This is a genomic window from Fodinicola feengrottensis (assembly GCF_010993775.1).
Classification (GTDB): Bacteria; Actinomycetota; Actinomycetes; order Mycobacteriales; family HKI-0501; genus Fodinicola; species Fodinicola feengrottensis.
In genome coordinates, this window is the sequence record NZ_WOTO01000089.1 from 1 (window position 1) to 25,447 (window position 25,447).

The 25,447-nt window shown below is 68.9% G+C and carries 29 protein-coding genes and 5 pseudogenes; 23 read left to right on the plus strand and 11 right to left on the minus strand.

Going from position 1 to position 25,447, the window contains the following annotated elements; translation table 11 throughout:
• Window positions 1–903 precede the first annotated feature (903 nt).
• On the plus strand, window positions 904–1,068 hold the full coding sequence (locus GNX96_RS60225) for a hypothetical protein (RefSeq protein WP_279583230.1): 165 nt from the start codon (window positions 904–906) through the stop codon (window positions 1,066–1,068).
• A 34-nt stretch (window positions 1,069–1,102) separates the two neighbouring features.
• Here GNX96_RS60225 and GNX96_RS45320 read toward each other — a convergent pair.
• From GNX96_RS45320 to GNX96_RS45340, 5 genes and pseudogenes are all read right to left on the minus strand, one after another.
• Window positions 1,103–1,199: pseudogene (locus GNX96_RS45320) on the minus strand (WhiB family transcriptional regulator); the annotation flags it as partial.
• Between the two features lie 116 nt (window positions 1,200–1,315).
• A complete protein-coding gene (locus GNX96_RS45325) occupies window positions 1,316–1,960 on the minus strand; it encodes a hypothetical protein (RefSeq protein ID WP_279583231.1) in 645 nt (214 codons plus the stop codon).
• 9 nt (window positions 1,961–1,969) lie between these two features.
• Window positions 1,970–2,179 carry a hypothetical protein gene (locus tag GNX96_RS45330; RefSeq protein WP_163573606.1) on the minus strand — a complete coding sequence of 70 codons (210 nt, stop codon included), beginning with the start codon at window positions 2,177–2,179 and terminating at the stop codon, window positions 1,970–1,972.
• A gap of 18 nt (window positions 2,180–2,197) precedes the next feature.
• On the minus strand, window positions 2,198–2,515 hold the full coding sequence (locus GNX96_RS45335; protein WP_163573396.1) for a hypothetical protein: 318 nt from the start codon (window positions 2,513–2,515) through the stop codon (window positions 2,198–2,200).
• Window positions 2,516–2,997: 482 nt separating this feature from the next.
• On the minus strand, window positions 2,998–3,981 hold the full coding sequence (locus GNX96_RS45340) for a hypothetical protein (protein WP_279583232.1): 984 nt from the start codon (window positions 3,979–3,981) through the stop codon (window positions 2,998–3,000).
• A 117-nt stretch (window positions 3,982–4,098) separates the two neighbouring features.
• On the opposite strand from GNX96_RS45340, the pseudogene cofD reads away from it, so the two are divergent.
• From cofD to GNX96_RS45380, 8 genes and pseudogenes are all read left to right on the plus strand, one after another.
• Window positions 4,099–5,086 (plus strand): annotated as a pseudogene (gene cofD, locus GNX96_RS45345) (2-phospho-L-lactate transferase).
• A complete protein-coding gene (locus GNX96_RS45350; protein ID WP_279583233.1) occupies window positions 5,079–6,563 on the plus strand; it encodes a coenzyme F420-0:L-glutamate ligase in 1,485 nt (494 codons plus the stop codon). Before cofD ends, GNX96_RS45350 begins: the two are co-directional and overlap by 8 nt.
• Window positions 6,533–6,967, plus strand: coding sequence for an NUDIX hydrolase (locus GNX96_RS45355; RefSeq protein ID WP_279583234.1), 435 nt, complete (start codon window positions 6,533–6,535; stop codon window positions 6,965–6,967). The genes GNX96_RS45350 and GNX96_RS45355 overlap by 31 nt, the downstream gene beginning before the upstream one ends.
• Before the next feature lie 74 nt (window positions 6,968–7,041).
• Window positions 7,042–7,512, plus strand: a complete 471-nt coding sequence (locus tag GNX96_RS45360; protein WP_163573609.1) for a hypothetical protein — start codon at window positions 7,042–7,044, stop codon at window positions 7,510–7,512.
• Window positions 7,454–7,744 (plus strand): L,D-transpeptidase family protein, encoded by a 291-nt coding sequence (locus GNX96_RS66700; protein WP_163573610.1) that lies wholly within the window; start codon window positions 7,454–7,456, stop codon window positions 7,742–7,744. The genes GNX96_RS45360 and GNX96_RS66700 overlap by 59 nt, the downstream gene beginning before the upstream one ends.
• A 68-nt stretch (window positions 7,745–7,812) precedes the next feature.
• Window positions 7,813–8,349 carry a SigE family RNA polymerase sigma factor gene (locus GNX96_RS45370; RefSeq protein ID WP_279583235.1) on the plus strand — a complete coding sequence of 179 codons (537 nt, stop codon included), beginning with the start codon at window positions 7,813–7,815 and terminating at the stop codon, window positions 8,347–8,349.
• A complete protein-coding gene (locus GNX96_RS45375) occupies window positions 8,346–8,642 on the plus strand; it encodes a hypothetical protein (protein ID WP_163573611.1) in 297 nt (98 codons plus the stop codon). Before GNX96_RS45370 ends, GNX96_RS45375 begins: the two co-directional genes overlap by 4 nt.
• Window positions 8,630–9,337 (plus strand): L,D-transpeptidase, encoded by a 708-nt coding sequence (locus GNX96_RS45380; RefSeq protein ID WP_163573626.1) that lies wholly within the window; start codon window positions 8,630–8,632, stop codon window positions 9,335–9,337. Before GNX96_RS45375 ends, GNX96_RS45380 begins: the two co-directional genes overlap by 13 nt.
• Window positions 9,338–9,343: 6 nt before the next feature.
• Here the strand turns inward: GNX96_RS45380 and GNX96_RS60235 are convergent, their stop codons facing one another.
• The 6 genes and pseudogenes from GNX96_RS60235 to GNX96_RS45400 all read right to left on the minus strand — a co-directional run bounded on the left by GNX96_RS60235 (window position 9,344) and on the right by GNX96_RS45400 (window position 12,965).
• Entirely contained in the window at window positions 9,344–9,844 is a 501-nt protein-coding gene (locus tag GNX96_RS60235; protein WP_390624332.1) for a hypothetical protein, read from the minus strand.
• 125 nt (window positions 9,845–9,969) lie between these two features.
• Window positions 9,970–10,317, minus strand: a pseudogene (locus GNX96_RS60240) (sugar phosphate nucleotidyltransferase); the annotation flags it as partial.
• The gene (locus GNX96_RS60245; protein ID WP_279583237.1) at window positions 10,203–11,153 is read right to left on the minus strand and encodes a glycosyltransferase family 4 protein; all 951 of its coding nucleotides are present in this window, start codon (window positions 11,151–11,153) and stop codon (window positions 10,203–10,205) included. The gene GNX96_RS60245 and the pseudogene GNX96_RS60240, both read right to left, overlap by 115 nt.
• Before the next feature lie 76 nt (window positions 11,154–11,229).
• Window positions 11,230–11,580: pseudogene (locus GNX96_RS66705) on the minus strand (glycosyltransferase); the annotation flags it as partial.
• 165 nt (window positions 11,581–11,745) lie between these two features.
• Window positions 11,746–12,069, minus strand: a complete 324-nt coding sequence (locus tag GNX96_RS45395; RefSeq protein ID WP_163573612.1) for an N-acetylmuramoyl-L-alanine amidase — start codon at window positions 12,067–12,069, stop codon at window positions 11,746–11,748.
• On the minus strand, window positions 12,066–12,965 hold the full coding sequence (locus GNX96_RS45400) for a peptidoglycan recognition protein family protein (protein ID WP_163573613.1): 900 nt from the start codon (window positions 12,963–12,965) through the stop codon (window positions 12,066–12,068). The genes GNX96_RS45395 and GNX96_RS45400 overlap by 4 nt, the downstream gene beginning before the upstream one ends.
• 1,385 nt (window positions 12,966–14,350) lie before the next feature.
• Here GNX96_RS45400 and GNX96_RS45405 point away from each other — a divergent pair.
• The 14 genes and pseudogenes from GNX96_RS45405 to GNX96_RS45460 form a co-directional block, all read left to right on the plus strand.
• Entirely contained in the window at window positions 14,351–15,133 is a 783-nt protein-coding gene (locus tag GNX96_RS45405) for a TIGR03089 family protein (protein ID WP_279583239.1), read from the plus strand.
• 66 nt (window positions 15,134–15,199) lie between these two features.
• Window positions 15,200–18,908: pseudogene (locus GNX96_RS66710) on the plus strand (ABC transporter ATP-binding protein).
• Window positions 18,909–19,100: 192 nt separating this feature from the next.
• Complete coding sequence (locus GNX96_RS45415) at window positions 19,101–19,604, plus strand: glycosyltransferase (RefSeq protein ID WP_163573615.1); 504 nt, start codon at window positions 19,101–19,103, stop codon at window positions 19,602–19,604.
• A gap of 11 nt (window positions 19,605–19,615) precedes the next feature.
• On the plus strand, window positions 19,616–19,789 hold the full coding sequence (locus GNX96_RS45420) for a hypothetical protein (protein ID WP_163573616.1): 174 nt from the start codon (window positions 19,616–19,618) through the stop codon (window positions 19,787–19,789).
• A 26-nt stretch (window positions 19,790–19,815) separates the two neighbouring features.
• Window positions 19,816–20,220 carry a nucleotide disphospho-sugar-binding domain-containing protein gene (locus tag GNX96_RS45425; protein WP_279583243.1) on the plus strand — a complete coding sequence of 135 codons (405 nt, stop codon included), beginning with the start codon at window positions 19,816–19,818 and terminating at the stop codon, window positions 20,218–20,220.
• Window positions 20,221–20,480: 260 nt separating this feature from the next.
• Window positions 20,481–21,152, plus strand: a complete 672-nt coding sequence (locus GNX96_RS45430) for a glycosyltransferase family 2 protein (protein ID WP_279583244.1) — start codon at window positions 20,481–20,483, stop codon at window positions 21,150–21,152.
• 9 nt (window positions 21,153–21,161) lie between these two features.
• On the plus strand, window positions 21,162–22,304 hold the full coding sequence (locus tag GNX96_RS45435) for a hypothetical protein (protein WP_163573619.1): 1,143 nt from the start codon (window positions 21,162–21,164) through the stop codon (window positions 22,302–22,304).
• Window positions 22,225–22,851, plus strand: coding sequence for a hypothetical protein (locus tag GNX96_RS45440; RefSeq protein WP_163573620.1), 627 nt, complete (start codon window positions 22,225–22,227; stop codon window positions 22,849–22,851). Before GNX96_RS45435 ends, GNX96_RS45440 begins: the two co-directional genes overlap by 80 nt.
• A 140-nt stretch (window positions 22,852–22,991) precedes the next feature.
• Window positions 22,992–23,192: a DUF1028 domain-containing protein gene (locus GNX96_RS66715; RefSeq protein ID WP_390624331.1), complete on the plus strand. Its 201-nt coding sequence runs from the start codon at window positions 22,992–22,994 to the stop codon at window positions 23,190–23,192.
• Window positions 23,111–23,602 carry a DUF1028 domain-containing protein gene (locus GNX96_RS60275; protein ID WP_279583245.1) on the plus strand — a complete coding sequence of 164 codons (492 nt, stop codon included), beginning with the start codon at window positions 23,111–23,113 and terminating at the stop codon, window positions 23,600–23,602. Before GNX96_RS66715 ends, GNX96_RS60275 begins: the two co-directional genes overlap by 82 nt.
• Window positions 23,539–23,829, plus strand: a complete 291-nt coding sequence (locus GNX96_RS60280) for a hypothetical protein (protein ID WP_279583246.1) — start codon at window positions 23,539–23,541, stop codon at window positions 23,827–23,829. The genes GNX96_RS60275 and GNX96_RS60280 overlap by 64 nt, the downstream gene beginning before the upstream one ends.
• 84 nt (window positions 23,830–23,913) lie before the next feature.
• Window positions 23,914–24,093 carry a hypothetical protein gene (locus tag GNX96_RS45450; RefSeq protein WP_163573621.1) on the plus strand — a complete coding sequence of 60 codons (180 nt, stop codon included), beginning with the start codon at window positions 23,914–23,916 and terminating at the stop codon, window positions 24,091–24,093.
• Window positions 24,042–24,500 carry a hypothetical protein gene (locus tag GNX96_RS45455; RefSeq protein ID WP_163573622.1) on the plus strand — a complete coding sequence of 153 codons (459 nt, stop codon included), beginning with the start codon at window positions 24,042–24,044 and terminating at the stop codon, window positions 24,498–24,500. The genes GNX96_RS45450 and GNX96_RS45455 overlap by 52 nt, the downstream gene beginning before the upstream one ends.
• 24 nt (window positions 24,501–24,524) lie before the next feature.
• Window positions 24,525–25,447 (plus strand): ArnT family glycosyltransferase (locus tag GNX96_RS45460; protein ID WP_163573623.1); only part of this gene is annotated, 923 nt, incomplete at its 3' end.

Below are 25,447 nucleotides of genomic sequence, written 5' to 3' on the forward strand. Positions count from 1 at the left end.
CGCTGGTGGGCGCGGGCACCTCGAAGTTCACACCATCCGGGCGGACCAGCTCCCCAGCCGCGGCGTTCCGCGTCAGGCCTTCGCAGGCTACGGCACACATGTCGTACGTGTGTTGGGTTCGTGCGAGGTGGCCAGTGGGCCCACCACGGCGGTCACGATCAGCATAAATCGTACGTAGATGTGGCGACCGGCGGAGACAGCGGGCATCCCGATCGGAGAGAGCTGCGGTGAGTCCTCACGACGGGCCCACGTTAGCCCGACCCAGGCCGCCCTGACAGCCACCTCGCCGGTCAGCACCACTAGCCGCGCGCAGCGGGTCCGGCACGGTGGCCGCGCTGGGCCCACTCTCCTGCCTATGCTTCAGCCGCCGTACCCCACTATCCGGTCAGGCACACTAAACATCGGGTTGAGACTCTAAGTCATCTTCGCACCACGGGCACGTTAGCCCCCCGACCGTTCGAAGACCGGCGCCACACGCAAGCGCCGCCCAGGCCCGCGACACACAATCAGACCGAACCTGTCGACCGAAGTTCGAAGAGCACTCGACCTCGGACACATGCCCGCCACGCAACGCCCCAAGCTATAGACGCGCGCCACCGAACCGCGTGATCTGCCGGGCCGGGGTGATCGCCGGGGCCCGGGGCCTCCTCGCGCCGGTCCTTCGGTGTCCTCGGTTTGCCGCCTCTCGCGCAGCCGGTCCCAGCAGCGTTCGATGACCTGGTGCTCGACGCGGTCGAGCACCTGGGAGGCGCGCTGGGCCAGCCAGCTTGCCCGGGTCGAGTTCGCGGTCGAGGACGTGCCCCCAGAGCTTCCGGCATATGATCGGATGTGTGCTGAAGACGGCGAAGTGCCGCTGGCCCGGCTGCTGCCATCCCGTTCGGCCGCCGAAGCGCCGCCCGAATCGTGCTCTATCGGCGACCGCTGGAAGTCCGCGCGATGGATCGCGAGGACCTCGCGGCCACCTGGTCCACGACGTCATCGTGGAGCAGGTGGCGAAACCTGCTCGGCATCGACCGGACGACCGGTGAGCAAGGCCCCGAGGGGCCGAACGGGTCCGCGAAAAGCTGAGCCGCCGCATCCCCATGCGGCAGCGCAGTGTCCGTCAGCTGACCCGGCGCTTGAGCTTGCGGCGCTTCCGTTCGGACAGCCCGCCCCAGATCCCGAAGCGTTCGTCATGCGCCCGCGTACTCCAGACATTCCGGTCCCAGCGATCCGCTTCGCCTTACCCTCGGCCGCTGGGCGTGTCCTGCCAACAACGGGCGTGTCGAGGCGGCTGACCGGTAGCACCGATCAGCCGCCAATCTATTGCCACGCCTCAAGAGTCGGTGCCGCGCCCCTCGCGCCGGGCGCGCTCCACGGCCTCCCGCATTTCCGGCGAGATGACCTGCGTGTGCTGGTCGTCATCGTCGTCAGGCGAGTACGACGAGGCCGGTTCCGGAGCCGACTGTGGCGCGCCCCACACCGCACTGGGTGGCGGCCCGGGCGGGCCCGGCGGCAATGACGCGGCCGGCGGGTCCGGGGGCGGCGTGAAGCCACCAAAGCGCGGCGGCTCGGGCGCGTTCGCGTTCGGCATGGTCCACATCCGCGTCGAGCCGTCGTCCGGGCCCTCGCCGGCCGGCGGGTACGGCGACGAATGCGCCCCACCCTGCGTGGGCGGCTGCGGTGGCGGCGGACCCCAGCTTGGCGTCGACGGCGGGCCAGCGGGACCGCCAGGACCAGCCGGACCGCCAGGAGCGGCGTACCGGCCGGGAGCGCCCGGTCCACCCGGGTAGGCGGGGCCGGGGGCCGGCCGCAGGCTCGCCAGGAGCACCCCAGCCGGGTGCCGCGGACGGACCACCATAACCGGGGCCAGCGGGTCGACCAGGGCCACCGGGCGGGCCGTATCCGGGCGGACCCTCCGGCGGCGGACCGCCATATGGGCTGCCCGGAGGCGGCGGATATCCGGGGCCACCAGGACCACCAGGACCGACTAGCACCGGCGGTGGACCACCAGGGCCGGCCGGCACCGGCGGCGGACCACCGTAGCCGGGCGGCGGCCGGTAGCCACCAGGATCGGGATAGCCGCCCTGTCCGGGCGGCGGGCCGTACCCGCCAGGACCGCCCGGACCGGCAGGACCGCCGGGGCCGGGGTACGAATGAGCAGGTGGGCCGCTGGGCACGGTCGGTCCACCGGGGCCACTGGGACCACCAGGACCGTTCAGGCCGCCAGGGCCGAAGGAACCAGGCCCTGGGCCGTACGAGCTGGGTCCGCCCGGTCCACCAGGGGCACTCGGACCGCCGGGCCCACCAGGAGCGCCGGGGCCGCCCGGACCACCAGGAGCACCCGGACCGCCGGGGCCGCCGGGGCCGAAGCTTCCGGGGCCGGGCAGCGGGCCAAACCCACTGCCGCTGGGACTGCCGGGGTCACTGGGACCGGCCGGAGCAGCGGGACCGCCCGGAGCACCGTAGCCAGCACCGGAAGGACCCCCGAACCCGCCCGGACCACCAGGGCCGGCCGGCCCAGAGGGGCCGTCATATCATCATATCCCCGGACCGCCCGGAGCCGGCGGCCCGGAAGGACCTCCGAAAGCAGGCCCGTCGGACGGTCCACCGAAACCGCCGCTGGGTACCGGCGGAGCGGACGCGGGACGCGGCGTACCAAAACCCGGACCATCAGAAGGCCCGCCGAAGCCACCACCCGGAGCCGGCGGCGCCGACGACGGAGGCGGTGAGCCAAAAGCACCCGGGCCATCGGACGGTCCACCAAAACCACCACCTGGACCCGACGGCGGCGACCCGAAGAAGCCGGGACCATCGGGCGTACCACCCAAAAACCACCGCCCGGAGCGGGCGGAGCCGACGCTGGCTGAGGCGAGCCGAAGCCACCGCTTGGAGCGGGTGGCGCGGAGGACGGAGACGGCGCGCCGAAACCGCCGCCGGGAGCCGGTGGGGCCGACGAGGGGCCGGCGGAACCGAAGGCGGGCGAGGTCGAAGCTGGCGGAGTCGAAGCTGGCGGAGTCAAAGCCGGCGGCGGCGACCCGAAGGCGCCGGGACCGTCCGACCGACTCCCGAACGGGCCGTCAGACGAAGACCCAGGTCCGTCCGAAGCAACGGCACCGAACCCGGCGGGGGAGCGGTCAAAGGGGCGTTGGCCGGCGGCGCGGACGACGGCCACGGGCTGCCCGCGCCCTCTCCAGGGCCGCCCGACGGGACCGGCCCACCGCCGAACAGACCCGGCTCGCCACCGCCTGGACCGCTCACCGAGGCGCCACTGACTGGCGCTGGTACGCCCGAAGCCGGCTCCGCGAACGGCGGGGCGGCCGGGCTGCCCGAAACAGCGACCGGCGGGAATCCGGCGCCCGGAGTCGGCTCGCCCACCGGCAACCCGAACTGGTCGTATTGCTGGGGCTGTCCGCCCTGGTCACCGATCTGGACCGGCTGCTGGCCCAGTTGCTGGCCGAGCGGTCCAGGCTGTCCATACCCGGGCGGCGCGAACGCCGTCGACGGCACCCGCTTCTGGGTGTCAAGCAGGCCGCTGATCTTCACGACGGCGAGAATCGCCACCGCCAGCAGCGCCAGTTCGGTCAAATGCAGGAGAGCGCCCTCCACCGTGGCGCGCAGGTCGGCCGTGGCCGGCCCGCTCTCACCGCCACCGCCGTTGAAGAACCCGGCGACGAAGCTGATCAGCCCGAACAGCGCGGCCAGCGCGTACTCGCCGAGGGCGACGTAGCCGACCACCTGGGCCAGCCGCAGCTTGGGCCCGACGTACGTGGCGACCGCAGCTGCGATCAGCGGAAGCGTCACCACCACCAGCCCGACGAACTGCTCGAACGTCAGCGCCGCGCGGTAGGTGAAGGAGGCGCCGCCGGCCGGGATGATCAGCTGCTCGATCGCGATCAGCAGGACAACCGCGTTCAGGCCGAGCAGCAGCGCGAAGCAGATCGGTAGACGGAACGGTCCCAGGACGTCGGTGCGACCACCGGCGTCACTATCTGTGCTCACGGGTTTCCCCCTCAGACTTCGCCAGGTCTTACGGCCGCCAGCCTGTCACATAGAACAAAGCGGAACACCTCGTGACCCGGTCCGCGACGACGGTGCAAGGTGGGCGAGGATAGACGTATGCGCATTGTTGTGCTCGCCGGCGGCATCGGGTGGGTCCCGCTTCCTGCTGGGCGTACGCGCCGAGGCCGGTCCAGCGGGCGAGCCGGCCGAATCGGTGACGGCCATTATCAACACCGCCGATGACGTGACCCTGCACGGTCTGCGGATCTGTCCCGACCTGGACAGCGTGATGTACACGCTCGGTGGCGGCATCGATCCGGAGCGCGGTTGGGGCCGCGAAAAGGAAACGTGGACCGTCAAGGAAGAGCTGGCGGCGTACGGCGCCGAGCCGACCTGGTTCGGGCTCGGTGACCGGGACATCGCAACGCACCTGATCCGGACCCGGATGCTGGACGCCGGCTATCCGCTCTCCGCGGTGACCGAGGCGCTCGCCAAGCGCTGGCAACCGGGCGTACGGGTGCTGCCGATGACCGACGACCGAGTGGAAACGCACGTCGTGGTCGCCGATGACGACCAGGGAACCAACCGGCGCGCGATGCATTTCCAGGAGTGGTGGATCCGCCACCACGCACAGTTGCATGCGGAGAAGTTCGTCCCGACTGGCGCCGAGGACGCGAGCGCCGCGCCCGGGGTGGTCGACGCGATCGCCGGCGCGGATGTCGTCCTGATCGCGCCCAGCAATCCGGTGGTCAGCATCGGCACGATCCTGTCGATTGGCCAGATTCGTACGGCACTGGCCGAAACCGCGGCGCCTGTCATTGGCCTGTCACCAATCATCGGTGGCGCGGCGGTCCGCGGGATGGCCGAGAAATGCCTGCCAGTAGTAGGTGCCGAGGTTTCCGCCGCCGGTGTCGCACGGCTTTATGGCGCGCGCCGCGACGGCGGCCTGCTCGATGGCTGGCTGGTCGACGAAACCGACGCTGGTACGAGCGTTGATGGCATCGAAGTTCGGGCCGTACCGCTCTGGATGACCAATGTGGACACCACCGCCGCGATGGCGCATGCGGCCATCGCTTTGGCCCAGGAAGTGGGAAAGCGTGCCTGATCGCGACCCGGCCCCGTTGCGCGTACGGCCGGTCACCGGACTCGCCGAGGTGCGGCCCGGCGATGACCTGGCCGAGCTCATCGGCAAGGCTGCGCCCTGGCTCGCCGACGGCGACATCGTTGTGGTGACAAGCAAAATCGTCAGCAAGGCGGAGGGCCGGCTGATTTCCACGCCGTCCGACGAGCAGGGTCGCGAGCAGGCCCGGCAGGCCGCTATCGACGCCGAGACCGTACGAGTGGTGGCGACCCGCGGGCCGACCAAAATCGTCGCGGACACCCGCGGGCTGGTGCTCGCCTCAGCCGGTGTCGACGCCAGCAACGTGTCCACTGACGCGCTCGCCCTGCTGCCGGTCGATCCGGACGCCTCGGCCCGAAAACTGCGCGAAGGCTTGCGCGAAAGGCTCGGCGTCACCGTCGGCATCGTCATTTCCGACACGATGGGCCGGGCCTGGCGAATCGGCGTGGTGGATGTGGCGATCGGGGTCGCCGGTCTGTCCCCCCTTCGCGACCATCGCGGCGAAACCGACACCTACGGCAACCACCTGCAGATGACCGAGGTCGCTGAGGCCGACCAGATCGCGTCCGCCGCCGAACTCGCCAAGGGCAAGACCACCGGCGTACCGGTCGCGGTGATTTCCGGTCTGTCCACTGTGGACGACGGGCGCGGCGCGTCAGCACTCGTACGCGACTCTGAGATGGACATGTTTTCCCTTGGTACGGACGAAGCGCTGGCCCAGGGCCGTCGCGAGGCCGTACACCTGCGCCGGTCCGTACGCGACTACACCGACGAGCCAGTGGATCTTTCGGCGGTACGACGGGCAATTGCCGCCGCGATCACCGCACCGGCGCCGCATCACACCACGCCGTGGCGGTTCGCGGTGCTGACCGATCCGGACCGACGGGTGAAGCTGCTCGACGCGATGCGGGACCAGTGGGCGCAGGACCTGCGCGCGGACGGGTTCGACCCGGCCGCGATCGAGCGGCGGCTGCGCCGCGGCAACCTGATGCGCCGGGCGCCGCTGCTGATCGTGCCCTGCGTCGTACGCGACGGCGCGCATCCTTATCCCGATGCCCGCCGGTCCGAGGCCGAGCGCACCATGTTCACCATCGCGATGGGCGCCGGCGTGGAGAACCTGCTGGTCGCGTTGGCCGCCGAGAATGTGGGCTCCTGCTGGGTTTCCTCCACACTGTTCTGCTCCGACCTAGTGAAGGAAAAGCTCGCCTTGCCGGCCGACTGGGAGCCGATGGGCACCATCGCGGTCGGCCACCCGGCCCCCCCCGCCGACGCCCCGGGCACCGCGGGACCCCAGCGACTTCATGATCGAACTGTGAGCGGCTTACACGCCGACGCGGTGTCCACTCTGGACTCCTGGCGACCCGAATCGCATCCCCAGGACTCGCTGCGGCAGGCATATCTGGCCTTTTTCTCGCCGCCCGCCCGGACGCGATGCGGCGGTCCTGCGTGCCGGGCCACCTGACCGCCAGCGCGGCCGTACTTTCCGCCGATCACAGCAACATCTTGCTCACCCTGCACCCGCGAGTAGGCCGTTGGTTGCAGCTGGGTGGGCACTGCGAGGACGATTCGACGCTGGCCGCGGCGGCCCTGCGCGAGGCCACCGAGGAGTCCGGCATCGCGGGCCTGCGCCTGGACCCAATCCCGGCCGCTGTGGACACGCACGCCATCAAGTGCTCGTTGGGCGTACCCACTCGCCACCTCGACGTGCAGTTTGTCGCCGTCGCCCCGGAAGGCGCCGAGCCCGTACGGAGCGACGAGTCCCTGGACCTGCGCTGGTGGCCGGTCGGCGCACTGCCTACCGACGACTCGTCCGTACAAGCCCTCGTCGAGGCCGCCCTCCACCGCCTGGCCCTCGCTCCGCGCTAGCTCTCCGTGCCGGATGGGGACGTACGGCGGTGAACCGGTGGCGGCAAGGCGGGCAAGACGGCAGGATTCTGCCCATGACGAGGAAGATCGGGAATGTACGTAGGGCAGCCGTTGTCGTGTTGGCGTTGGTCGGCCTGCTGGTGCCGATGGCGATGACAGCGGGAGCCGCCTCGGCGGCCGCGCAGACGCCGTTCGACCCGAAGGTAGTGCCGGGATCGCAGGTCGTTTACGTGTCGGCGCCGAAGGGTTCCTCGCACGCGACGATGTCCCTCTGGCAGCGCGACCGGGACGGCTGGGCGCAGACACTCAGCGTGCCGGCGCGGGTCGGGCCGCCCGGGATCTCCAAGGACGCGAGCGAATATGTCAGCTACACCCCGGAGGGCATGTTCACGCTGACCGAGGCCTTCGGCCGGCAGCACAACCCGGGCAGCGGGCTGCCCTATCGGTACGTCGGCACCTCGGATCGCTGGTGGGTGGGTGTCGGACGTGAACAGCAAGTATTACAACGAGCCGTATTACTGCGCCGCCGCCCAATGTCCCTTTGACACCACCAAAAGCGAGAACCTAGGGCAGGCCGGCCCGGTGTACGACTACGCCGTGGTGATGAATTACAACCGTTGGCCGGCGGTGCCCGGCAAGGGTTCGGCGTTCTTCATCCACGTCACGAACGGAAACGCGACCGCCGGCTGTGTGGCAGGCCCGCACGACGCGATCGTGCAGCTGCTCCGGTGGCTCGACCCGCACCAGCGACCAGTCGTGATCACCCAGGCGACCTGACCGACATTTGTTCCCGGCTTTGACAACCTCCGGCCCCGCTCACGCGACTATTCTTCGTGACGATCGCGGTGAGTGGGGCGGAGCAGGTGCGGCAGCAGACGGCCAGATCGGCCGGGGGCCGCATCGACATCCCTGAGCTCTATGCCACCTGGTGGCGGCCGATGATACGGCTGGCGGTGCTGCTGGTCGACGACGTACAGAGCGCCGAGGACGTGGTGCAGGACGCGTTCGTCGCGCTGCACCGCCGGCAGGATGCGCTGAAGAACCCCGACGCGGCGGTCGGCTACCTGCGGGTTTGCGTGCTGAACCTGTCCCGTACGGTGTTGCGCCGGCGGCAGGTCAGCCGTCGCCACCTCAAGGTGGCCGAACCAGAACAGACCGCCGGCGCGGACGCCCCGCTGTTGCTGTCCGAGGAGCACCGGCAGGCTCTCGCGGCCGTACGCCGACTCCCCCGGCGCCAACGCGAGGTGCTGATCCTGCGGTATTGGTCGGGCCTGTCCGAACAGGAGATCGCCAACACGCTGGGCATCTCCACCGGATCGGTGAAGTCGAACGCGAGCCGCGCGATGGCCGGGCTGCGGTCCACGCTGGGAGAGCTGGCATGAACAACGACCTCGAGACACTCGTCCGCGACGCACTGCGGGACAAGGCCATCACAGCGATCAGTGATCACCGCGAGCCGCCTCCCTTTCGCGCGCCGCAACCGGCCGTCATACGACGCGGCTGGCTCGGCCCGCTGGTCGCGGCCGCCGCGGTCCTCGCGGTGGTGGCGGTAGCCGGGACGTTCACTGTCCTGAACCGGAACGCGGGCGTGCCAGCCGCGGCTGGCTCGGGCGTACGCGTCAACGTGTTGGACACACCGCTGGCAGGACTTATGGCGTCGGTATGCCACTGTTGATTGGCTTCGCCGCGACGGTCTCCGACCGCGCCGCGGTCGAGAAGGCGGCCGTCGTACAGGTCGATGGGCAGGCGGTCAGCGGCCAATGGCGCTGGCTGTCCAAGACGCCGACCGTCGACGGCCCGACGGACAACCTGGCGCCCTCGGTCGTACGAGCTGCCTTCTTCCCGGCCAGCCAGTGGCCCGGCCACACCCAGGTCACCCTGCGGATCGCGCTGGCCGGGCGCGGGACCGGCGGCGGGCAGCGGTTCGCCAACGACGTCACTCTCTCGATGACGACCGGCGCGGCCCAGATCACCACCATGGACGGCGAGCAGCACCTGGCGACCGTCCGGTCCGATGGCCATATCGTGCACACTTTCCCACTATCACTGGGAAATTCCGCTCACCCAACCGTGCGGGGAAGCACCGTGGTCAGCGGACTGTTCGACCACCGGTTCTTCACTGACGGCCGCCCTGGAACGCCCGGCTATTACCACGTCGATGTGCAGTCCGTGGTGCAGCTGAGCGGTTCTGTTTACACGTACGCGGCGCCGTGGGCCGCCGACCAGATCGGCAAGACGAACAACGCGAACACCGCCGGCGCCCAACTGCTGCCCGCCGACGCGGACTGGTTCCTGCGGTCTTCGCAGCTCGGCGACGTGGTCGACTTCACCCACACCAACGGCCCGGCGATCACCCCGGCCTGGCCGTAAACAAAGTCAGAACAGGTCCGTACGACCGGCCGCTTTGAGGGCTTCCACGACGAATTTCACTTCCTGGGAACGAGATCGTGGGCACACCAGGACCGCGTCCGGGGTGTCCACGACCACCGCGCCCGGCATGCCGAGCACCGCGACCAACCGGTCCGAACCTGGTACGACGACCGCGTCCGCGCTGTCGATGGCCAGCACTTTCTCAGCGTCGCCAAGGATAACCGGCTGGCCGGGAGCCGGCGGGGCGACCTGCGCGACCGAGTCGTAGTCGCCGACATCGCTCCAGCCGAAGTCGGCCGGCACGGTGCCCACCATTCCACGCGTGGCCGCGGCCTCCATCACGCCGTGGTCGACCGAGATTTTCGTTAAAGTGGGCCAGATCCTACCGAGAACGGCGTTCGCATCGGGGCCGTCCCAGGCGGCCGCGATCTCCTGCAGGCCAGCGTGCAGTTCGGGCAGTTCGCGAGCCAGTTCGGCCAGGAACACGTCGGTCCGCCAGACGAACATCGAGGCGTTCCACAGATAGTCGCCGGAGTCCACATAGGACCTGGCCACCTCGTACGCCGGTTTTTTTTTTCGGCGAAAGCGACGACTTCGTACGTACCGTCGACCGCCAGCGGACCGCCGCGCCTGAGATAGCCGTAGCCGGTCTCCGGACGGGTCGGGGTCATTCCGACGGTGACCAGCAGGCCGGTGCCGGCGAGCTCCACCGCCGTACGAATGGTTCGTACGAACGCTTCCTGGTCGCGTACGACGTGGTCAGAGGCGAAAGAAAGACGCATCATCACCGCGTCCGGGTCGCGGTGGTGCAACACCGCCGCGGCGAGCCCGATCGCCGGCCCCGAGTCGCGCGGCGACGGCTCGATCAGGATGTTGCCGGTCGGCACGTCGGACAGCTGCCGAGCCACCCCGGCCGCGTGCGCCACCCCGGTGACGACCAGGGTTTCCTTCGTTGCCACCAAAGGGCCGAGCCGGTCCACAGTGGACTGCAACAGACTCCGGGAACCGCCGCCCAGCGGGTGCAGGAATTTTTCGGTGCGGCCGAACGGGAAAGCGGCCACAGCCGGGTGCCGCTGCCACCGGCCGGGATAACAGCGTAAAGAGCTCCGGTCACGGACTGACTGCTCGCGCGTACGCGGCCACGTGCGCCTCGGCGCTGGACGCCCAGGTGAACTGCGCGGCCCGCGTCGTGCGCCGCCGCCCCGAGCGCGGTCCGCCGCGGCTGATCGTCCAGCAGCGCGGCGAGGTCCGTCCCGATCCGGGCGGCGTCCTCTTCGGTGTACGCGACCGCGTCGCCGCCCACTTCCGGCAGGCTCAGCCGGGGCGTGGTCAGCACCGCGGCACCGCAGGCCATCGCCTCCAGCACCGGCAGGCCGAAGCCCTCGCCGTGGCTCGGGTAGGCGACCACGTCCGCGCCGCCAAGGAACCCGGGCAGGTCCGCGAACCGCAGGTAGCCCGGGCGCAGCAACCGCAGCCGGGCCGGCACCTCGGCGATCGCCTGGTCGATCTCGCTGTCGTGCCCGGAGCCACCGGCGATGACCAGGGCCGGTGGGTCCGCCCGCCGCTCGCAGGCGCTCACCCAACCACGAATCAGGTTCGGCACGTTCTTGCGCGGCTCCTGGGCACCGAGGAAGGCCACATAGCCGCCGGGACAGGACGGCCCGACCAGACCGAGCCGCGAGCGTACGCGGGCCCGCTCGGCGTCGTCGGGCTGGTGGAACAGCTCCGCGTCGACGCCGTGATAAGCCACATCCAGCCGGGTCGGATCGGCGTCCAACAGCCGGATCAGCTCGTCCCGGGTTGCCTTGGACGGCACCAGCACGCGAGCCGCGCGCGCGCTTAAGGGACGTACGGATGGCCGACCGGAAGAAGGTGCCCTTGGCCCGCTCGTAATGCGCTGGCTCGGTGAACCAGGTCGCGTCATGGACGGTCACCACCACCGGACAGGACGAGCGCAGTGGCGCGGTGTAGTGCGGCGCGTGGATGACCTTCGCGTTCACCTGCTGGGCGACCAGCGGCAAGCCGGTCTGCTCCCACGCCAGCCGGGCGGACCGGCGACTGACCGCGGCCGGGCCCGGTATGACCGTCGCCGATGGCGCCAGCCGCTCGTACCGCTCAGCGTCCGAGCGTTGACACGCGATCGCGAGGTCACACCCGATCGCGTCCAGCGCCGGCACCAGGCCGTCGATATAGCGGCCCACGCCGCCGCGGTCGGCCGGAACAGCGGTGGCGTCGATGAGCACTCGACCGACCGCCGAGACAGATTCAGTCAACGCCGATCACGCACCCGCGCAGTAGGTCATCCGTGGGCACACACGGCCCTACCCTACGACGACCGGCCGGCCCGGTGGTGACGGACGTCGCATTGACTCCCATTCGGTTTCCATCGCCGTACAGCTGTGCGGCGATTAATGGATGCGGTGCAACGCTTGGTAACGAATTCCTGGCAAGGCGCGCATGCCACCTTCGCCTGGACAGTCCGTGTTGCTGGTCTGCCGGTGCGGGAAAACCGTCGGCACCTTGACGGTCACCCGAGCGCTGTAAAGCGTGTTCGGGCCGCCGGTGAGCGTGGCCGTGGAGTTCGGGCTGACGTGGTACATGCTGAGCTTCCACGCGATGAAAGCGGCGGCCGCGTTCTTCATCAACTGCGGCAAGTTGGCCGTAGCGAAGTCGCCGATCATCGCGATCCCGGACGTCTCGTAGTTGAACCCGCCCGCATGCGCGCCGATCACCGCCCGGTTGACTCCGCCGGCCCGCCCCTCCCAGATCCGCCGAACCGGTCGACCAGGGCGTTGTAGCCAATGTCGCCCCATTTGTGGGTGATCGCGTGGTAGTGGTAGATCCCCCGGATGATCGCCGGCACCTCGGCCGCGGTGTACGTGTTCGAGTTGACCGTGTGGTGAAAGGCGACCGCCTTGACCATCGGCGAGTACGTCGGTTTCCACGTCATCATTCGCGGGTCGGCGCCCCAGGACTGCCTGCGGTAAATCCGCGGCATCGGCGCCGAACCCCGGATGCCTTTCTCTGCTCTCGCAGGGACCACTTCGGGAACTTGTTCGGAGACCGCTGGTGTCGCGAGCGAGTCGTCCGCGTCGGCCGGGGAGGTGCCGGGGTCGATCAGCGCCAGCCGCAGGTCGCGCGGCGCCGCGCCGCTGACCGTACTGACCGCCACCTCGATCGCGTCCGCCGGCCCGGTCCAGATCGGCGCACTGCCGCCGCGCTGATCAGGCTGGTCGTCAGCGGCGTCGTCGAGCCCCTCAGCCTGCCAGGTCGACCACCACTCCGACGCCCCGGACTTCGTCCGTACGGCGACGGACACCCCGTCGACCGCGCTGTCGTACTGCCAGGTGACGCCCACCATGGAGAACGGCTTCAGGTTCGTACGAGTGAGCCGCAGGGTCGGCGGTTTTGCTGTTTTGGTCACCATGCCGTCGGTGGACAAGGGCGCTCCGTCGGGCAGTCCTTCGGCCCGCATCACCTCCGGCTTCGGCTTCGCGAAATCCCCCAGCTCGACGTCGTTCTCGCTGGTCACAACCGGTTTCGGGGCGGCTTGCACAACGGGCGGCGCGGCTAGTGCGCCCGCGACGATCAGGCTGAAGGCACCCAGCCCAGCCAGCACTCGGTTCATGTTTGTCGACCCCTCATCCGCCCCACCCGCCACAATTGCACCAAGTGCACCATTTCATCTCAAACCGGGCAACAGGACGTGTCTGGGCCGGCGCGTGCCTCTGGCCGCAGTTCCTGCGGCGGCGCGTCCGGTTCGCATCGCCGGGGCGCCCAAAGAGCGGGCACCCCACCGCCACGAACCTGGGCGGCCTCCGGCCACCGCGCGGGCGGGGTCGGGATGGAAACCTGTGTGGCTGGTTTAGCCGCGACAAGCCGTAGCGGCGCGAAATTGTCGTAGGTGTCTGTTTTTCTTTCCCCCTCCCTTTGAACGGGCGGGGGGTGGGTCGAGAGGTGGACCTTAATTTTTAGTTGAACATCGGTCCTCAAACCCACCCCCCACCCGTCACTGGGTGGGGGGTGATTTTTTTCGAGGTGGGTACGACAGTTTCGCGCCGCGCCCCTATGTAGAACTGCACAATCGGAATCCGATTGTGCAGCGGGTGGGGTGCCCTTCGGGCGGAGCCTCAAGGAAGAACGGGACGGGCGGGGTTCGGCTTGGGTACGGGGTGGCGAGGTTCGTTCTTCCCGTCGGCGCCTGGGGGTTACCACACGTCCGGGGTCGGCGGCCGGGTTTGGGTGCGGTGCCCGGGTTTTTTGTGGGCCGCCGCCGACCCCGGACGTGCGGTAGGGCTTCGCCCGCCGACGGGGAGAACGAACCAGCATCACGTTTGTGGGGGGCGATGCCCTTAAGCTAAGAGCTGTTTGTGCAGGTTAGAGCCCATATTTGGATGCGCGAGGCGAGGGGATGAGCTGGGTCTTTCCGCAGGTCGGCGAGACAGCGCCGCGGTCTCGGTCCGCGCAAGGGGGGACGAGCGCGACGCACGTCAGCAGCCCGCAACACTCAGCGTCACCCAGCCACGTGCTTGTTGCTACTGGTAGTGAGATTTGTTGTTGATCTTGTTCAGTTTGCCTACCCAAAACGGACATGGGACTGAATTGTCCTTTTTGGGTAGGCAAACTGAACAAGACCAACAACTTCGACACAGACTCGGCCGACCCCGCCAGCACTCCGACACCCATTCCGAGCAGGCGAAACGCTTAACTTAAGGGCATGGTGGCAAGACCCGGCGTGGGTGCGGCTTTTGACTGTGGGTGACCTGGGTACTGGGTGGGGGTATGTGGCGGCGTTGTTTGCGGAATCCGGTTACTGGTGGTGAAAGTTGATCCCACCAGTCCCAATAAGAACAGCAGAATGCGGCTGACCGGACTAATTCCCATATGTCGGGATTAGAGTCTCACACTCCGGGCTCAGCGTTACCCCCCTGCGACTCGAGTGACTCCTGAGCGCTCGAGCAGCCGCGAATGTAACGATACGGTCCATAAAACGGACAAAACCGAGCAGTGTCGTTGCATTCGGCGAGTGGTGGCGGCGACCTCCAGGCCGAGGTGCCAGCAGTGGCGGTGGCAGGAGAAGCTGACGGGATGACTCCACAGACGATTCCGGCAGTGGTGGCGGAGCGGATCTCGGCGGATCCGGGGAGCCCGCTGCTGACTTATTACGACAACGCGATCGGGATGCGCATCGAGCTCTCCGGCGCGACGCTGGACAACTGGGCGGCGAAGACCGCGAACATGCTGGTGGACGGGCTGGGCCTGGGCGCCGGCGACCGGGCAGCGGTGTTGTTGCCGCCGCATTGGCTGCACGCGGCCGTGGTGCTCGGGACCTGGGCGGCTGGGCTGGCGCTGGTTGATGGCGCCTGCGAGGTGGCCTTCTGTGGCGACGAGACGGCGAAGGAGGCGCTCGCGCTGCACGCGACGGACACCTACATAGTCGGAATGGACAGCCTTACGGGCATCAGCGCCGACGTGCCGGCCGGGGCGGAGGACTTCGTGTCGGAGGTACGGGCGTACGGCGACCGGTTCGTCCCGGTGTCGCCGGTCGGCCCGGATGACCTGGCCAGAGCTGGTCAGACGCACGCGGAGCTGTACGAAGCCGCCGGCGCCCGGGCAGCCGCGTTCGACCTGCGTAAGGGCGACCGGGTGCTGATCCACGCGGCCGACCAGACGCCGGTGACGGAATGGCTGCTCGCGCCCTTGGTGGTGGGCGGATCGATCGTGGTCGTACGCAACGCGGACGACGAGCTGACCGAACAAATCGAGTCCGACGAGCGGGTCACCAGGGTCGTCTAAAGGGCATGACAAAACGAATCAGAGGATGTCGGCAGGGCTCGTTAGAATCGCTTATGTGATTACGGCGTGAACGATTCAAGTCAACAACCATCTGGGCCCGGCTGGCTGCGCCGTCTGCTTGGTTACTGCTTCCGCCACCGCTACCGCATGTTCCTGGCGCTTGGCGGCGCTGTCACCGCCGCCGGGCTCGCGGCGGTGATGCCGCTCATCACCAAGCACGTGGTCGACACGGTGGTGGCCGACCACGGCCTCGCTCAGCCGTCGATCGTCGGCTGGGTGCTCCTGATGCTGGTGCTCAGCGCCGGCCGGTTCGGCGGCGCTTTCCTGCGCCGCTACCACGCCGGTTGGCTGTCGCTGAATGTCCAGTACGACCTGCGCAACGACCTGCTCGGCGCGCTGCAACGCCTGGACGGCACCCGACAGGGCCAGCTCAACACCGGGCAGGTGGTCAGCCGGTCGATCTCGGACGTGACGCTCGTCCAAGGACTGCTCGCGTTCATGCCGATGATCATCGGCAACCTGCTCATGTTCGTGATCTCGCTGGTGCGCGATGCTGTGGCTGTCGCCGGTCCTGACCCTGATCGCGCTCGCCATCGCCCCGGTGCTGTGGATCATCGCGTACCGCAGCCGCCGCGACCTCTTCCCGGCAAACTGGGCCGCCCAGCACGAAGAGGGCGAGGTGGCCGGCGTCGTCGAGGCGGCGATCACCGGCGTACGTGTCGTCAAGGGCTTCGGCCAGGAGGAACGCGAGCTCAACCGGCTGGCCGGCCAGGCCCGGCAGCTGTTCGGCGCCCGGATGCGGTCGGTACGGCTGACGGCCCGCTACGCACCGGCCCTGCAGGCCGTGCCGGCGATTGGCCAGGTTGCCGCGCTGGCGCTGGGCGGAGTGCTGGCTCTGCATCACCAGGTCACGCTCGGCACCTTCCTCGCCTTCACCACCTACCTCGGCCAGTTCGTCGGCCCGGTCCGGTCCTTCGCCACGCTGCTCACCATCGGCCAGCAGGCCCGGGCGAGCATCGAGCGGGTCATGGAGGTCATCGACACCCGCCCGACGCTCACCGAGGCGCCGGACGCGGTCGCGCTGCCGGACGGCCCGCTGTCGATCGAGCTCGAGGACGTACGTTTCGGATACGACGACGATCGCCCGGTGCTGGACGGCGTCTCACTGACCGTGCGACCGGGCGAGACGCTAGCGCTGGTCGGCACCGCCGGTTCCGGAAAGTCGACGATCGCGCAGCTGCTCCCGCGCTTCTACGACGTGCAAGAAGGCGCCATAAGAGTCGGCGGCTTGGACGTGAGAGCCACCACCACCGACTCGCTGCGGCGAGCGATGGCGATCGCCTTCGAGGACAGCTTCCTGTTCTCCGACTCGGTCCGCGCCAACATCGCGTACGGCCGCCCGGACGCCACCGAGGCCGAGGTCATCGCGGCCGCCCGGACTGCGCAGGCAGACGGTTTTATATCAGCGAGCTGCCGGACGGCTATGACACGGTCGTCGGCGAGCAGGGCCTGACGCTGTCCGGCGGCCAGCGGCAGCGGGTCGCACTGGCCCGCGCGCGCTGCTCTGCCGGTCGCGGATCCTGGTCCTGGACGACGCCACCAGCGCGATTGACGCGACCATCGAGGGCGAGATCCACTTCGCGCTGCGACCGGAGCTGGCGGAGCGTACGACACTGCTCATCGCGCACCGCCGCTCCAGCCTCGCGCTCGCCGACCGAATCGCGGTGCTGGATGCCGGCAAGCTCGTCGACATCGGCACCGAGCAGGAGCTGGACGCCCGCTGTCCGCTGTTCGTCGAGCTGCTGTCGGGACTGGAAGCAGGTCAGGATTCGTCCGCGCAAGGGGAAAAGGCCGCTCCAGAGGCCGACGGCCGGCGGCTCGCGGTGGTCGGGACCAACGACAAGCCGTCCAAGGCGCCGGTACGGGAAAGCCTGTTCGCGGACGGTCCGCTCGATCGCAAGACCGCCGACCGGCGGCTGGCCGCGATGCCGACCGACACCGACCCGGCCGTGAACGAGCCGGCGGCCCGGCTGCCGGAGCCGGACTTTTCGTTGCGCCGATTACTGAAACCGCTGCGCTGGCCACTGCTCGCGGGGCTGGCCCTGGTGCTCGCCGACGCGGTCGCGAACCTGCTGGTGCCGGCGCTCGTACGCACCGGTGTCGACGACGGCGTCCCCCGCCAGTCCCTGTCGGTGTTGCTGGTCAGCGCGGCGGCGGCGCTGGTGATCGTGCTGGTCGACTGGGTCATCTCGACCGGCGAGCAGTTGATTACCGGGCGCACCGGCGAGCGGCTGCTTTACACCCTCAGAATCAAGACTTTCGCGCATCTGCAACGACTGGGACTCGACTATTACGAGCGGGAGCTGTCCGGTCGCATTCTGACCCGGATGACGACCGACGTGGACGCGCTTTCCACGTTCCTGCAGAGCGGGCTCGCGACGGTCCTGGTCAGCGTCCTGACGCTCGGCGGCGTGCTGGTCGCGATGCTGGCGCTGGACGCCGAGCTGACGTTCGTTTTGGCCGCGGCACTGCCCATTCTCGCGCTGACCACGGTGTGGTTCCGACGCAAGAGCGTGCCGGCTTACACACTGGCGCGGGAAAAAGTCAGTGGTGTCAACGCGGCTTTCGCCGAGGACATCGCCGGTTTGCAGGTCAGCCAGGCGTATCGGCGGGAAGCTCACGACATGGCCACTTTCCAGTCCCGTGGCGACGAATACCGGCAGGTCCGGGCTCGTACGCAGCGCTATATCTCGATTTACTTCCCGTTTGTGGAGTTCCTGTCCGGCGCGGCCACCGCGCTGATCCTCTGGGTCGGCGCCAGCCAGGTCCACAGTGGACTGCTGACGGCCGGCGTGTTGATCGCCTTCCTGTTGTACGTCGACCTGTTCTTCTCGCCCGTACAACAGCTTTCGCAGGTTTTCGACAGCTACCAGCAGGCCGCGGTCGGCGTTCGACGACTGTCGACCTGTTGCGTACGCCCACATCCACGCCACAAGCGCAAGATCCCCGGCCGGTTCCCCAGCTGACCGGCGAAATCGTCCTCGAAGACGTGCACTTTGCCTACAACGGGGCCGAAACCGAGGCACTGTCCGGTGTCAGCCTGCGGATCGCACCGGGAGAGACGGTCGCGCTGGTCGGTGAGACCGGAGCCGGCAAGTCGACCGCGATGAAGCTGGTCGCACGGTTCTACGACCCGACCGCCGGTGCCGTTCGGGTCGACGGCGTCGACCTGCGTGAGCTGGACATGGCCGGCTACCGGCAGCGGCTCGGGCTGGTCCCGCAGGAGCCGTACTTGTTCGGCAGCACCGTCGGTGAGGCCATCGCGTACGGCCGGCCGGACGCCACTGCCGAGGCGATCGCGCAGGCGGCCCGAGCGGTCGGGGCGGCCCGGATGATCGCATCGCTGGCCGGTGGCTATGACCATCCGGTCGGCGAGCGAGGGCGGGGCCTGTCGGCCGGCCAGCGGCAGCTGATCGCGCTGGCCCGCGCCGAGCTGGTGAACCCGGACATCCTGTTGCTGGACGAGGCCACCGCGGCGCTGGATGTGGCGAGCGAGGCCGCCGTCAACCGCGCGACCGACGCGCTGACCCGCCGGCGTACGACCCTGGTCGTCGCGCACCGGCTGACCACCGCTTCCCGTGCCGATCGGATCATCGTGTTGGACGGCGGCCGGATCGTCGAGGAGGGCACTCACGACCAGCTGCTCGACCTCGATGGCCGCTACGCACAGCTCTGGGATGCCTTCACGGGCATGTACGACAAGCGGTCCGCCTGAGAGGGCGCCTGGAAAGACGCCCCCTGAGAGATCACTGAGCACTTACTTGACGGCCGGCTAGTCGCGTCATAACGTACATCCCAGCGCACTAACCTGCCGACCGGTAAGAGTCGTCCAAACGGAGACATACGATGACCACTTTCGCTTTTGTCCTCATGCCCGCGTTCGGGCACGTGAACCCAAAGCCTCGCGATGGCCAGTGAGCTGGTCCGCCGCGGACACCGGGTGAGCTATTTCGTCAGCGAGCAGTTCCGCGCGGCGGTGCTCGCCACTGGCGCCGAGTTCGTCGGATACGCCGACGACTTCAGCGACTCGATCGTCGGCGCGCAGTGGAAGCCGGAGCCGGGAAAAACGCCGCCGTTCGGACGGCTTTTCGGCATGCTGGCCGAGCGCGCGGATCGGCTCGCAGAACCGCTGCAGGACTACCTGTCCACTTTGGACCCCGATTTGGTCGTCTACGAAAGCATGGGCTTGTGGGGCAAACTCGCGGTCACCGGAAGGGACGTCAAGTCCGCGGCGATTTCCCCTTCGTACGTGATGGGGCGCAACTCGCCGGCCGCGAACATGATGCGAGCAAGGCTCCAGCAGTCCGGTGAGCCGTTCATCGACCCGGTCCGGCTCGCGGCGGTGGCCACCAAATACGGCGTGACCATCGATGATTCGATGGAGTTCTTCACTCGCGAGGCGCCGCGCTGACCATCGTCTCCATGCCGGCGGAATTCCATCCTGACAGGGAAAGTCTTGATGACAGTGTCCAGTTCGTCGGGCCGTCGCTGGATGACCGGGGCGGTCACCTCGAGCTCGGTGGCGACCAGGTGCTGTTCATCTCGCTCGGCACGGTCTTCAACCAGCAGGAGGAGTTTTTTTCCGTACCTGCATGAAAGCCTTCGCCGATGCCGGACCGGTCGTGCTGGCGCACGGGAGCAAACTTTCGGCCGACGATTTTCCGGACGCACCGGACAACTTCACGTTGGCGTCACACGTCCCGCAGCTTCAGGTCCTTGAGCGCAGCCGGGTTTTCATCACCCACGGCGGGATGAACAGCACCCAGGAGGCCATCGCCAACGGCGTACCGATGGTCGTCGTGCCGCAGATGATGGAGCAGGAGATGACCGCTCGACGGGTCGCCGAGCTGGGCCTCGGCGTCCACGTACCACCCGAGGAGGCCACCGCCGAACGCCTCGCCGAAGCGGTCTCTATCGTCGACACTCCCGCATACCGCGACCGCGTCGCCGCCATGCGTGCCGCCTCCCTCGCCGCCGGTGGCGCCGCCCGCGCCGCCGACCTCCTCCTCCAAGCCGCCACCTCCTAGTGTCCTGTGTCTGAGGTTCGTTGAAAGGCGGCGGCGAAACAGGTAACACCACGGCGGTCGCGTACGAATGCCTGGTACCGGCGTCGTTGCCAACGCAGCCGACGACGCTGGTCAGACCACCTTCACCGGTCCCGACAGGGTGCTTGACCGGCCACCTTCCGGGGCGGAGGGCGGTGTCACTCCGCATCGCCGATATGCTCACCGGTGGTGCCGAGACGACAAACCCAGGGAGCTCGAGCTAGATGAAGTTGTCCGTGCTGATGCCTGTGTTCAACGAGGAACGCACTCTTGCCGCCGCAATCAAGCGCGTGCTCGGAGTGGAGTATCCGTGCGAGATCGAGCTCGTCGTGGTCAACGACGGCAGCCGGGACTCCACCGCGGCCGTGCTCGACGACATCACCGACTCCCGGCTGACCCGCCGCGACCACCCGGTCAACAAGGGCAAGGGCGCCGCGATCCGGACCGCGGTGGCCACCGCGACCGGTGACTACATGATCATCTGCGACGCCGACCTGGAATACGCGCCGGAGGAGATCCCGTCGCTGCTGGAGCCGGTGCTGGACGGTGAGGCCGAGGTTGTGTACGGCACCCGGACCTTCGGCTCGCACTCGGCGTATTCGTTCTGGTACGTGATGGGCAACAAGGGCGTGACGATGGCCGCCAACGTGCTCTACAACGCGTATATCTCCGACCTGGAGACCTGCTTCAAGCTGATGCCGCTGGAGATGTATCGCAAGCTCAACATCCGCGAACCCGGATTCGGCATGGAGGCCGAGGTCACCGGCAAGCTGCTCAAGCGCGGCATCCGGCCGTACGAGGTGCCGGTCTCCTACCGTGCCCGCGGCCGTGAGCAGGGCAAGAAGATCACCTGGAAAGACGGTGTGGAAGCGCTGTGGATCCTGGGCAAGATCCGGGCCCGCAAGCGCGCCTAGGCTGCGGAGATGCCCCGGGGCGTCCCGGTTGAGCCGGTCGCGACCGGCCGCAAGCACACCCGGTCGCGCGGCCTGATCGAGCCTGCGCAGCCGCCGCCCCGCCGGCCGTATCGTCCGCTCCCGCCTCAGCTGGCTCGCTGGTTCTGGCTGTTGTTGGTGCTGCCGATCGGGTACGGCCTGTGGTTGCGGTTGGGCGCCTGGTGGAACACGCACACGTTGACTGCCGACGAGGCGACCGTGCTGGGCGCCTCCAGCTGGGCGACGCATGGCCTGGGCCTGCAGACCGCTCCGCCCGGCTGGCTGTGGCTGCAGGGCGTGCTGGTGGACCTCGGCGGCACCGACGAGCGTGTCCTGCACGCGCCTTCGCTGCTCGCGGACCTCGCGGCCACCGCGTTGCTGGTCATCCTGGCGGCCCGGCTGCTCCCGCTGGCCGGCGCCTTCACCGTGCTCATGTTGGCGGCCGCCAATCAGTTTCTGGTGCTCGCATCGGCGACCGCCGGGCAGTATTCGTTCGAAGTGCTCGGCACGGTCGTCCTGATCGGCACCGCGGTGGCCGTGAGACACACCGAGGATCGCCGGGCGATGGCCGGCTGGTGGGGCCTGGGCGCGGTGTCTCTGCTGGTCAGCCAGGCCGCCGTGATCACAGTGCCAGCACTGGCCTTGGCGCTGCTGATCGAGATGGTGCTGCGGTCGCAGTGGGTGGGTACGGGTAGCCGGTTTCGCGATCTGGAGCCTGATTTTTTCTGGGCCGCGCTAGCGCTGGACTGGCTGGTCGCGCTCCGCCCGTCGGCGGCCGACTCAGCCCTGCGGGACGCTTGGCAGCGGCTCGGCGCCTTCCCGCCAAATGGCGGCACCACCACCGCGTGGACCAGCCAACTCGTCGGCCACTTCGCCTCCAATCCACTGGACGCGGCGGTCGCGGTGGCCGTCGTTGGCCGCGGTCCTGGGTGCCGTACGTCTGCTCATCCGCCGCCCGTTCGACGGCCTGCTCGTCCTCGCCCCGCTGGCGGCCGCCGCCCTGACCACCACCATTGGCACGTACCCGCTCTGGGAGCGGGCCGCTCTCTGGGTCGTGCCGTCCGTCCTCCTGCTGCTCGGCGCGGCCGTCGACGGCGCCCGTACAGCCGCCGACTCGCCGGACTGGGTCGCTGACGCCGCCGAGGAAGCCCCAGCGCCCTGGCGGCACCCCACCAGGGTCGGCGCCGCCGCCGCGGTCGCCATCGTGCTGCTGGTGTCCGGCATGGGCTACCGCGTCCTCACCTCAGCCAGCGCCGTCGCCGCCACTCGCGCCGCGTTGCCACCCGTCCATCTCCTGCTGGATGGCGTAAGCACCCAACTGAAGTCCGGTGACGTCGTACTCGCCGACACCGCCGCGGCCGCCTTCACCCGGATCTACTGGCGCCGCACCGGCAGTCCCAAGCTTCGCGGTGTGTTCGCTCTCGCTCGCCCCCCCGCCGACGCCACCTGCCAGGCCCATCCCGCCGAACCGCTGTTCGCGAACGCCACCCGTGTGTGGCTGCTGGTGGCCGGCAGCCAGCCGTACGAGGTCACCGGCCTCCCCGAGGCTCTGCGCACTTATGGCACCGTCGACACCGCAGTCCACCCCGGCCGCGGCGCTGTCGCCTATCTCCTGCACCCAGGTCCACCGACCAGCACGGACCCGCTCCCCGCCGCGCACTCCTGCCTCACCGCCGGCTAGAGGGCTTTGGACGACGAAGTCGTCTTGATTCCGGGGGGAGAGTCGAGATCCCAACATCGGCGCCAAGGCCCACCGACATCGAGCGCGTTGGACGGGACCGGTGTTCGTCGGAGGCGACAAAACGTGCCTAGGGTTGCTGGATGACGTACTCGATCGTGGCCCGTGATCCGGGCAGTGGGGAGCTCGCGGTCGCGGTGGCCTCGTGTGTTCTCGCCGTCGGCAGGGCCGTCCCCCGTACGCGCTCTGCGGTGTCGGCGCGGTGGCGACGCAGTCCCAAACCAGACGCGGCTACGGGCCGCGCGGGTTGGCCCGGCTGGCGACCGGCCAGCGGCCGGACGTGACGCTGACCGAGCTGCTCGGCGCGGACACCGACCCATCCGTACGGCAGGTGGCGATGCTGGCGGCGGACGGTACGGTCGCGGTCCACACCGGCGTCGACTGTCTCGCGGTCGCCGGGCACCTGACCGGGGACGGCTGGGCCGTGCAGGGGAACATGCTGGCCAACGCCGAGGTCCTGCCCGCGATGGCTAACGCGATGACCATGAATGCACCAACAGGGCCCGGCTCGGCGAAGCTGGCCGAGCGACTGCTGGCCGCGTTGCAGGCCGGCGAGCGGGCCGGCGGCGACCTCCGTGGGAGGCAGTCGGCGGCGCTGTTGGTGGTGAGCGCGAACCGCGGCGCCGAACCGTGGGACGAGATCTCGCTCGATCTGCGGGTGGACGACTCCCGCGCGATCCGCTCAGCGAGCTGAACAGGCTGCTGCTGCTTCAGCGCGCGTACGAGAACTCCGACTCGGCGACACTGGCGCTGCTCGGGCCGGCTGGGCCGCGGGACGTGTACGCGATGATGGAGGCCGCCCGGCGCGGCGACCTGCGGTCCGCGCGGACCGCATTCGCGCAGCTGCGACAGCGGCCAGGCTGGGAGGAATGGTTGCGTGGCGGGCAGTTTACCCATCTCGCCGCGCTGTTGGAGGACTGAAGGGCACAGCTTTTCCAGAGTCCCGCCCCGGCCCGTACGACGTTGCTAAGGTCCGGCCAAACCCGAAATCATAGGAGGGCGGCCATGCGTCACATCCTGGGCCTGGTGCTGGGCATCCTGCTCGCCCCGCTGATGTTGATCGGCGTCGGCTGGAGCGTGAAACAGACTTACAGCGCGTATGCACAGTTCGCGATCATCCCCCCAGCCGCCTGGTGCTGCCGCTGCTGGTGTTGGCGGCCTGCGGAGTCGTCTACGCGATGCTGATCGCGACCCGGATGTCGCCGCTGGCGAGCTTCATCGTCGGCCTGCCGTTCCTGGTGCTGACCGTGCTCGCGCTGATCCCGTCGGCGCTGGTGTCGGTGCTCGGGGTCTATCAGCCGATCGGTGACGGCCTGTCGATCCTGGTGGTCAGCGGCGGCGCGATGATCGTCGGGCTGGTCGGAGTGATGCCGATCGTGGTGCCGTCCCAGTGGGCCCGCTGGCGGGCCCGGCCGGCCGCGGTCGGCGGCTTCGGCGGCCCGGGTGGCTACGGCGGGTACGGCGGCCAGCCGGCTCCCTTCGGCGGCGGCCCGGCCGGTTCGCCGCTGGTCGGCGCCGGTACGAACGACCCGCCGACGGCCGGCTATGCGGGCGAGAACACCCTCAACTGGCCGCAGAATCCACCGCACTAGAACCCCACCTGTATCGTTCGACTGGTGACCTTGGCAACGTTGCCGGCCATCGCCGGGGCCCTCTTTTTCTTTCTGCTCAAACGCCCCGGCGCCGACCTGAGTGGACTGGTGCTGCGCGCAGGAGTGCTGACCAGTGTCACCGCGGTGGTCGTGCTGGAGCTGCTGTCGATCCCGTCGGCGGCGACCAGGCTGGCGTTGGTCCTGGTCTGGGTCGTGGTGGTCCTCGCGCTGGCAGCAGTCCTGGTGCTGCGCTGGCGGCGTGGCGGGAGCGAGATCCCGGCTGACGCACACCCTCGCCAGTGGTGGTCCGTCGTCAGGGCGCGGGCCGGTCAGGTGTACGCGTACGAGTGGGTGGCCGTGGTCGCTATGGCGGCCTTCGCGCTGGTGGAGCTGATCCTTGGCCAAGTGTGGCTGCCGAACACCCAGGACAGCATGACGTATCACCTGGCGCGGCTGGAGCACTGGCGGCTGAACGACTCCATCTACCCGTACGCGTCGATCATCTATCGCCAGGTGACTTACGCGCCGGGCGGCGAATACCTGAGCTTCACGCTGCGGGTGCTGGGCGACACGATCTGGGCGACCCCGCTGATGCAGTGGGCGTCTGCGCTGGCGTGCGGCATCGTCGCGTACCGGATCGCCCGCCAGCTCGGCTGCGGCCGGGCCGGCCGGATGCTGGCCGCGGTCCTCACCCTTACCGCGCCGGCGCTGGTCGTGCAGGCGTCCGGCACCTCCAACGACCTGATCGCCGGGTTCTTCCTGCTCGGTTTCGCCAGCCTGGTGCTGGAATTCCGGGACGGCAAGGGCAGTTGGTGGCTGGCCGCCATCACCGGCATAACCCTGGGCATGGCCGTACTGACCAAAAGCACCACCATCCCGCTAGCCGCCGGTTTTGGCCTGTGGTGGGTGTGGATCCTAGTTCGACAGCGGCTCGACGGCGTCAAATG

Coding starts and splice junctions, on each gene's coding strand:
- GNX96_RS45335 (WP_163573396.1), bottom strand. CDS start 2,515: ATGACGGCCCCTCTGGGCCGGCCGGCCCTGGTGGTCCGGGCGGGTTCG.
- GNX96_RS45355 (WP_279583234.1), top strand. CDS start 6,533: ATGCGGCGGTCCTGCGTGCCGGGCCACCTGACCGCCAGCGCGGCCGTA.
- GNX96_RS45360 (WP_163573609.1), top strand. CDS start 7,042: ATGACGAGGAAGATCGGGAATGTACGTAGGGCAGCCGTTGTCGTGTTG.
- GNX96_RS45375 (WP_163573611.1), top strand. CDS start 8,346: ATGAACAACGACCTCGAGACACTCGTCCGCGACGCACTGCGGGACAAG.
- GNX96_RS45380 (WP_163573626.1), top strand. CDS start 8,630: ATGCCACTGTTGATTGGCTTCGCCGCGACGGTCTCCGACCGCGCCGCG.
- GNX96_RS60235 (WP_390624332.1), bottom strand. CDS start 9,844: ATGTTCGTCTGGCGGACCGACGTGTTCCTGGCCGAACTGGCTCGCGAA.
- GNX96_RS45400 (WP_163573613.1), bottom strand. CDS start 12,965: ATGAACCGAGTGCTGGCTGGGCTGGGTGCCTTCAGCCTGATCGTCGCG.
- GNX96_RS45415 (WP_163573615.1), top strand. CDS start 19,101: ATGGCCAGTGAGCTGGTCCGCCGCGGACACCGGGTGAGCTATTTCGTC.
- GNX96_RS45420 (WP_163573616.1), top strand. CDS start 19,616: ATGCCGGCGGAATTCCATCCTGACAGGGAAAGTCTTGATGACAGTGTC.
- GNX96_RS45430 (WP_279583244.1), top strand. CDS start 20,481: ATGCCTGTGTTCAACGAGGAACGCACTCTTGCCGCCGCAATCAAGCGC.
- GNX96_RS45435 (WP_163573619.1), top strand. CDS start 21,162: ATGCCCCGGGGCGTCCCGGTTGAGCCGGTCGCGACCGGCCGCAAGCAC.
- GNX96_RS66715 (WP_390624331.1), top strand. CDS start 22,992: ATGACGTACTCGATCGTGGCCCGTGATCCGGGCAGTGGGGAGCTCGCG.
- GNX96_RS45450 (WP_163573621.1), top strand. CDS start 23,914: ATGCGTCACATCCTGGGCCTGGTGCTGGGCATCCTGCTCGCCCCGCTG.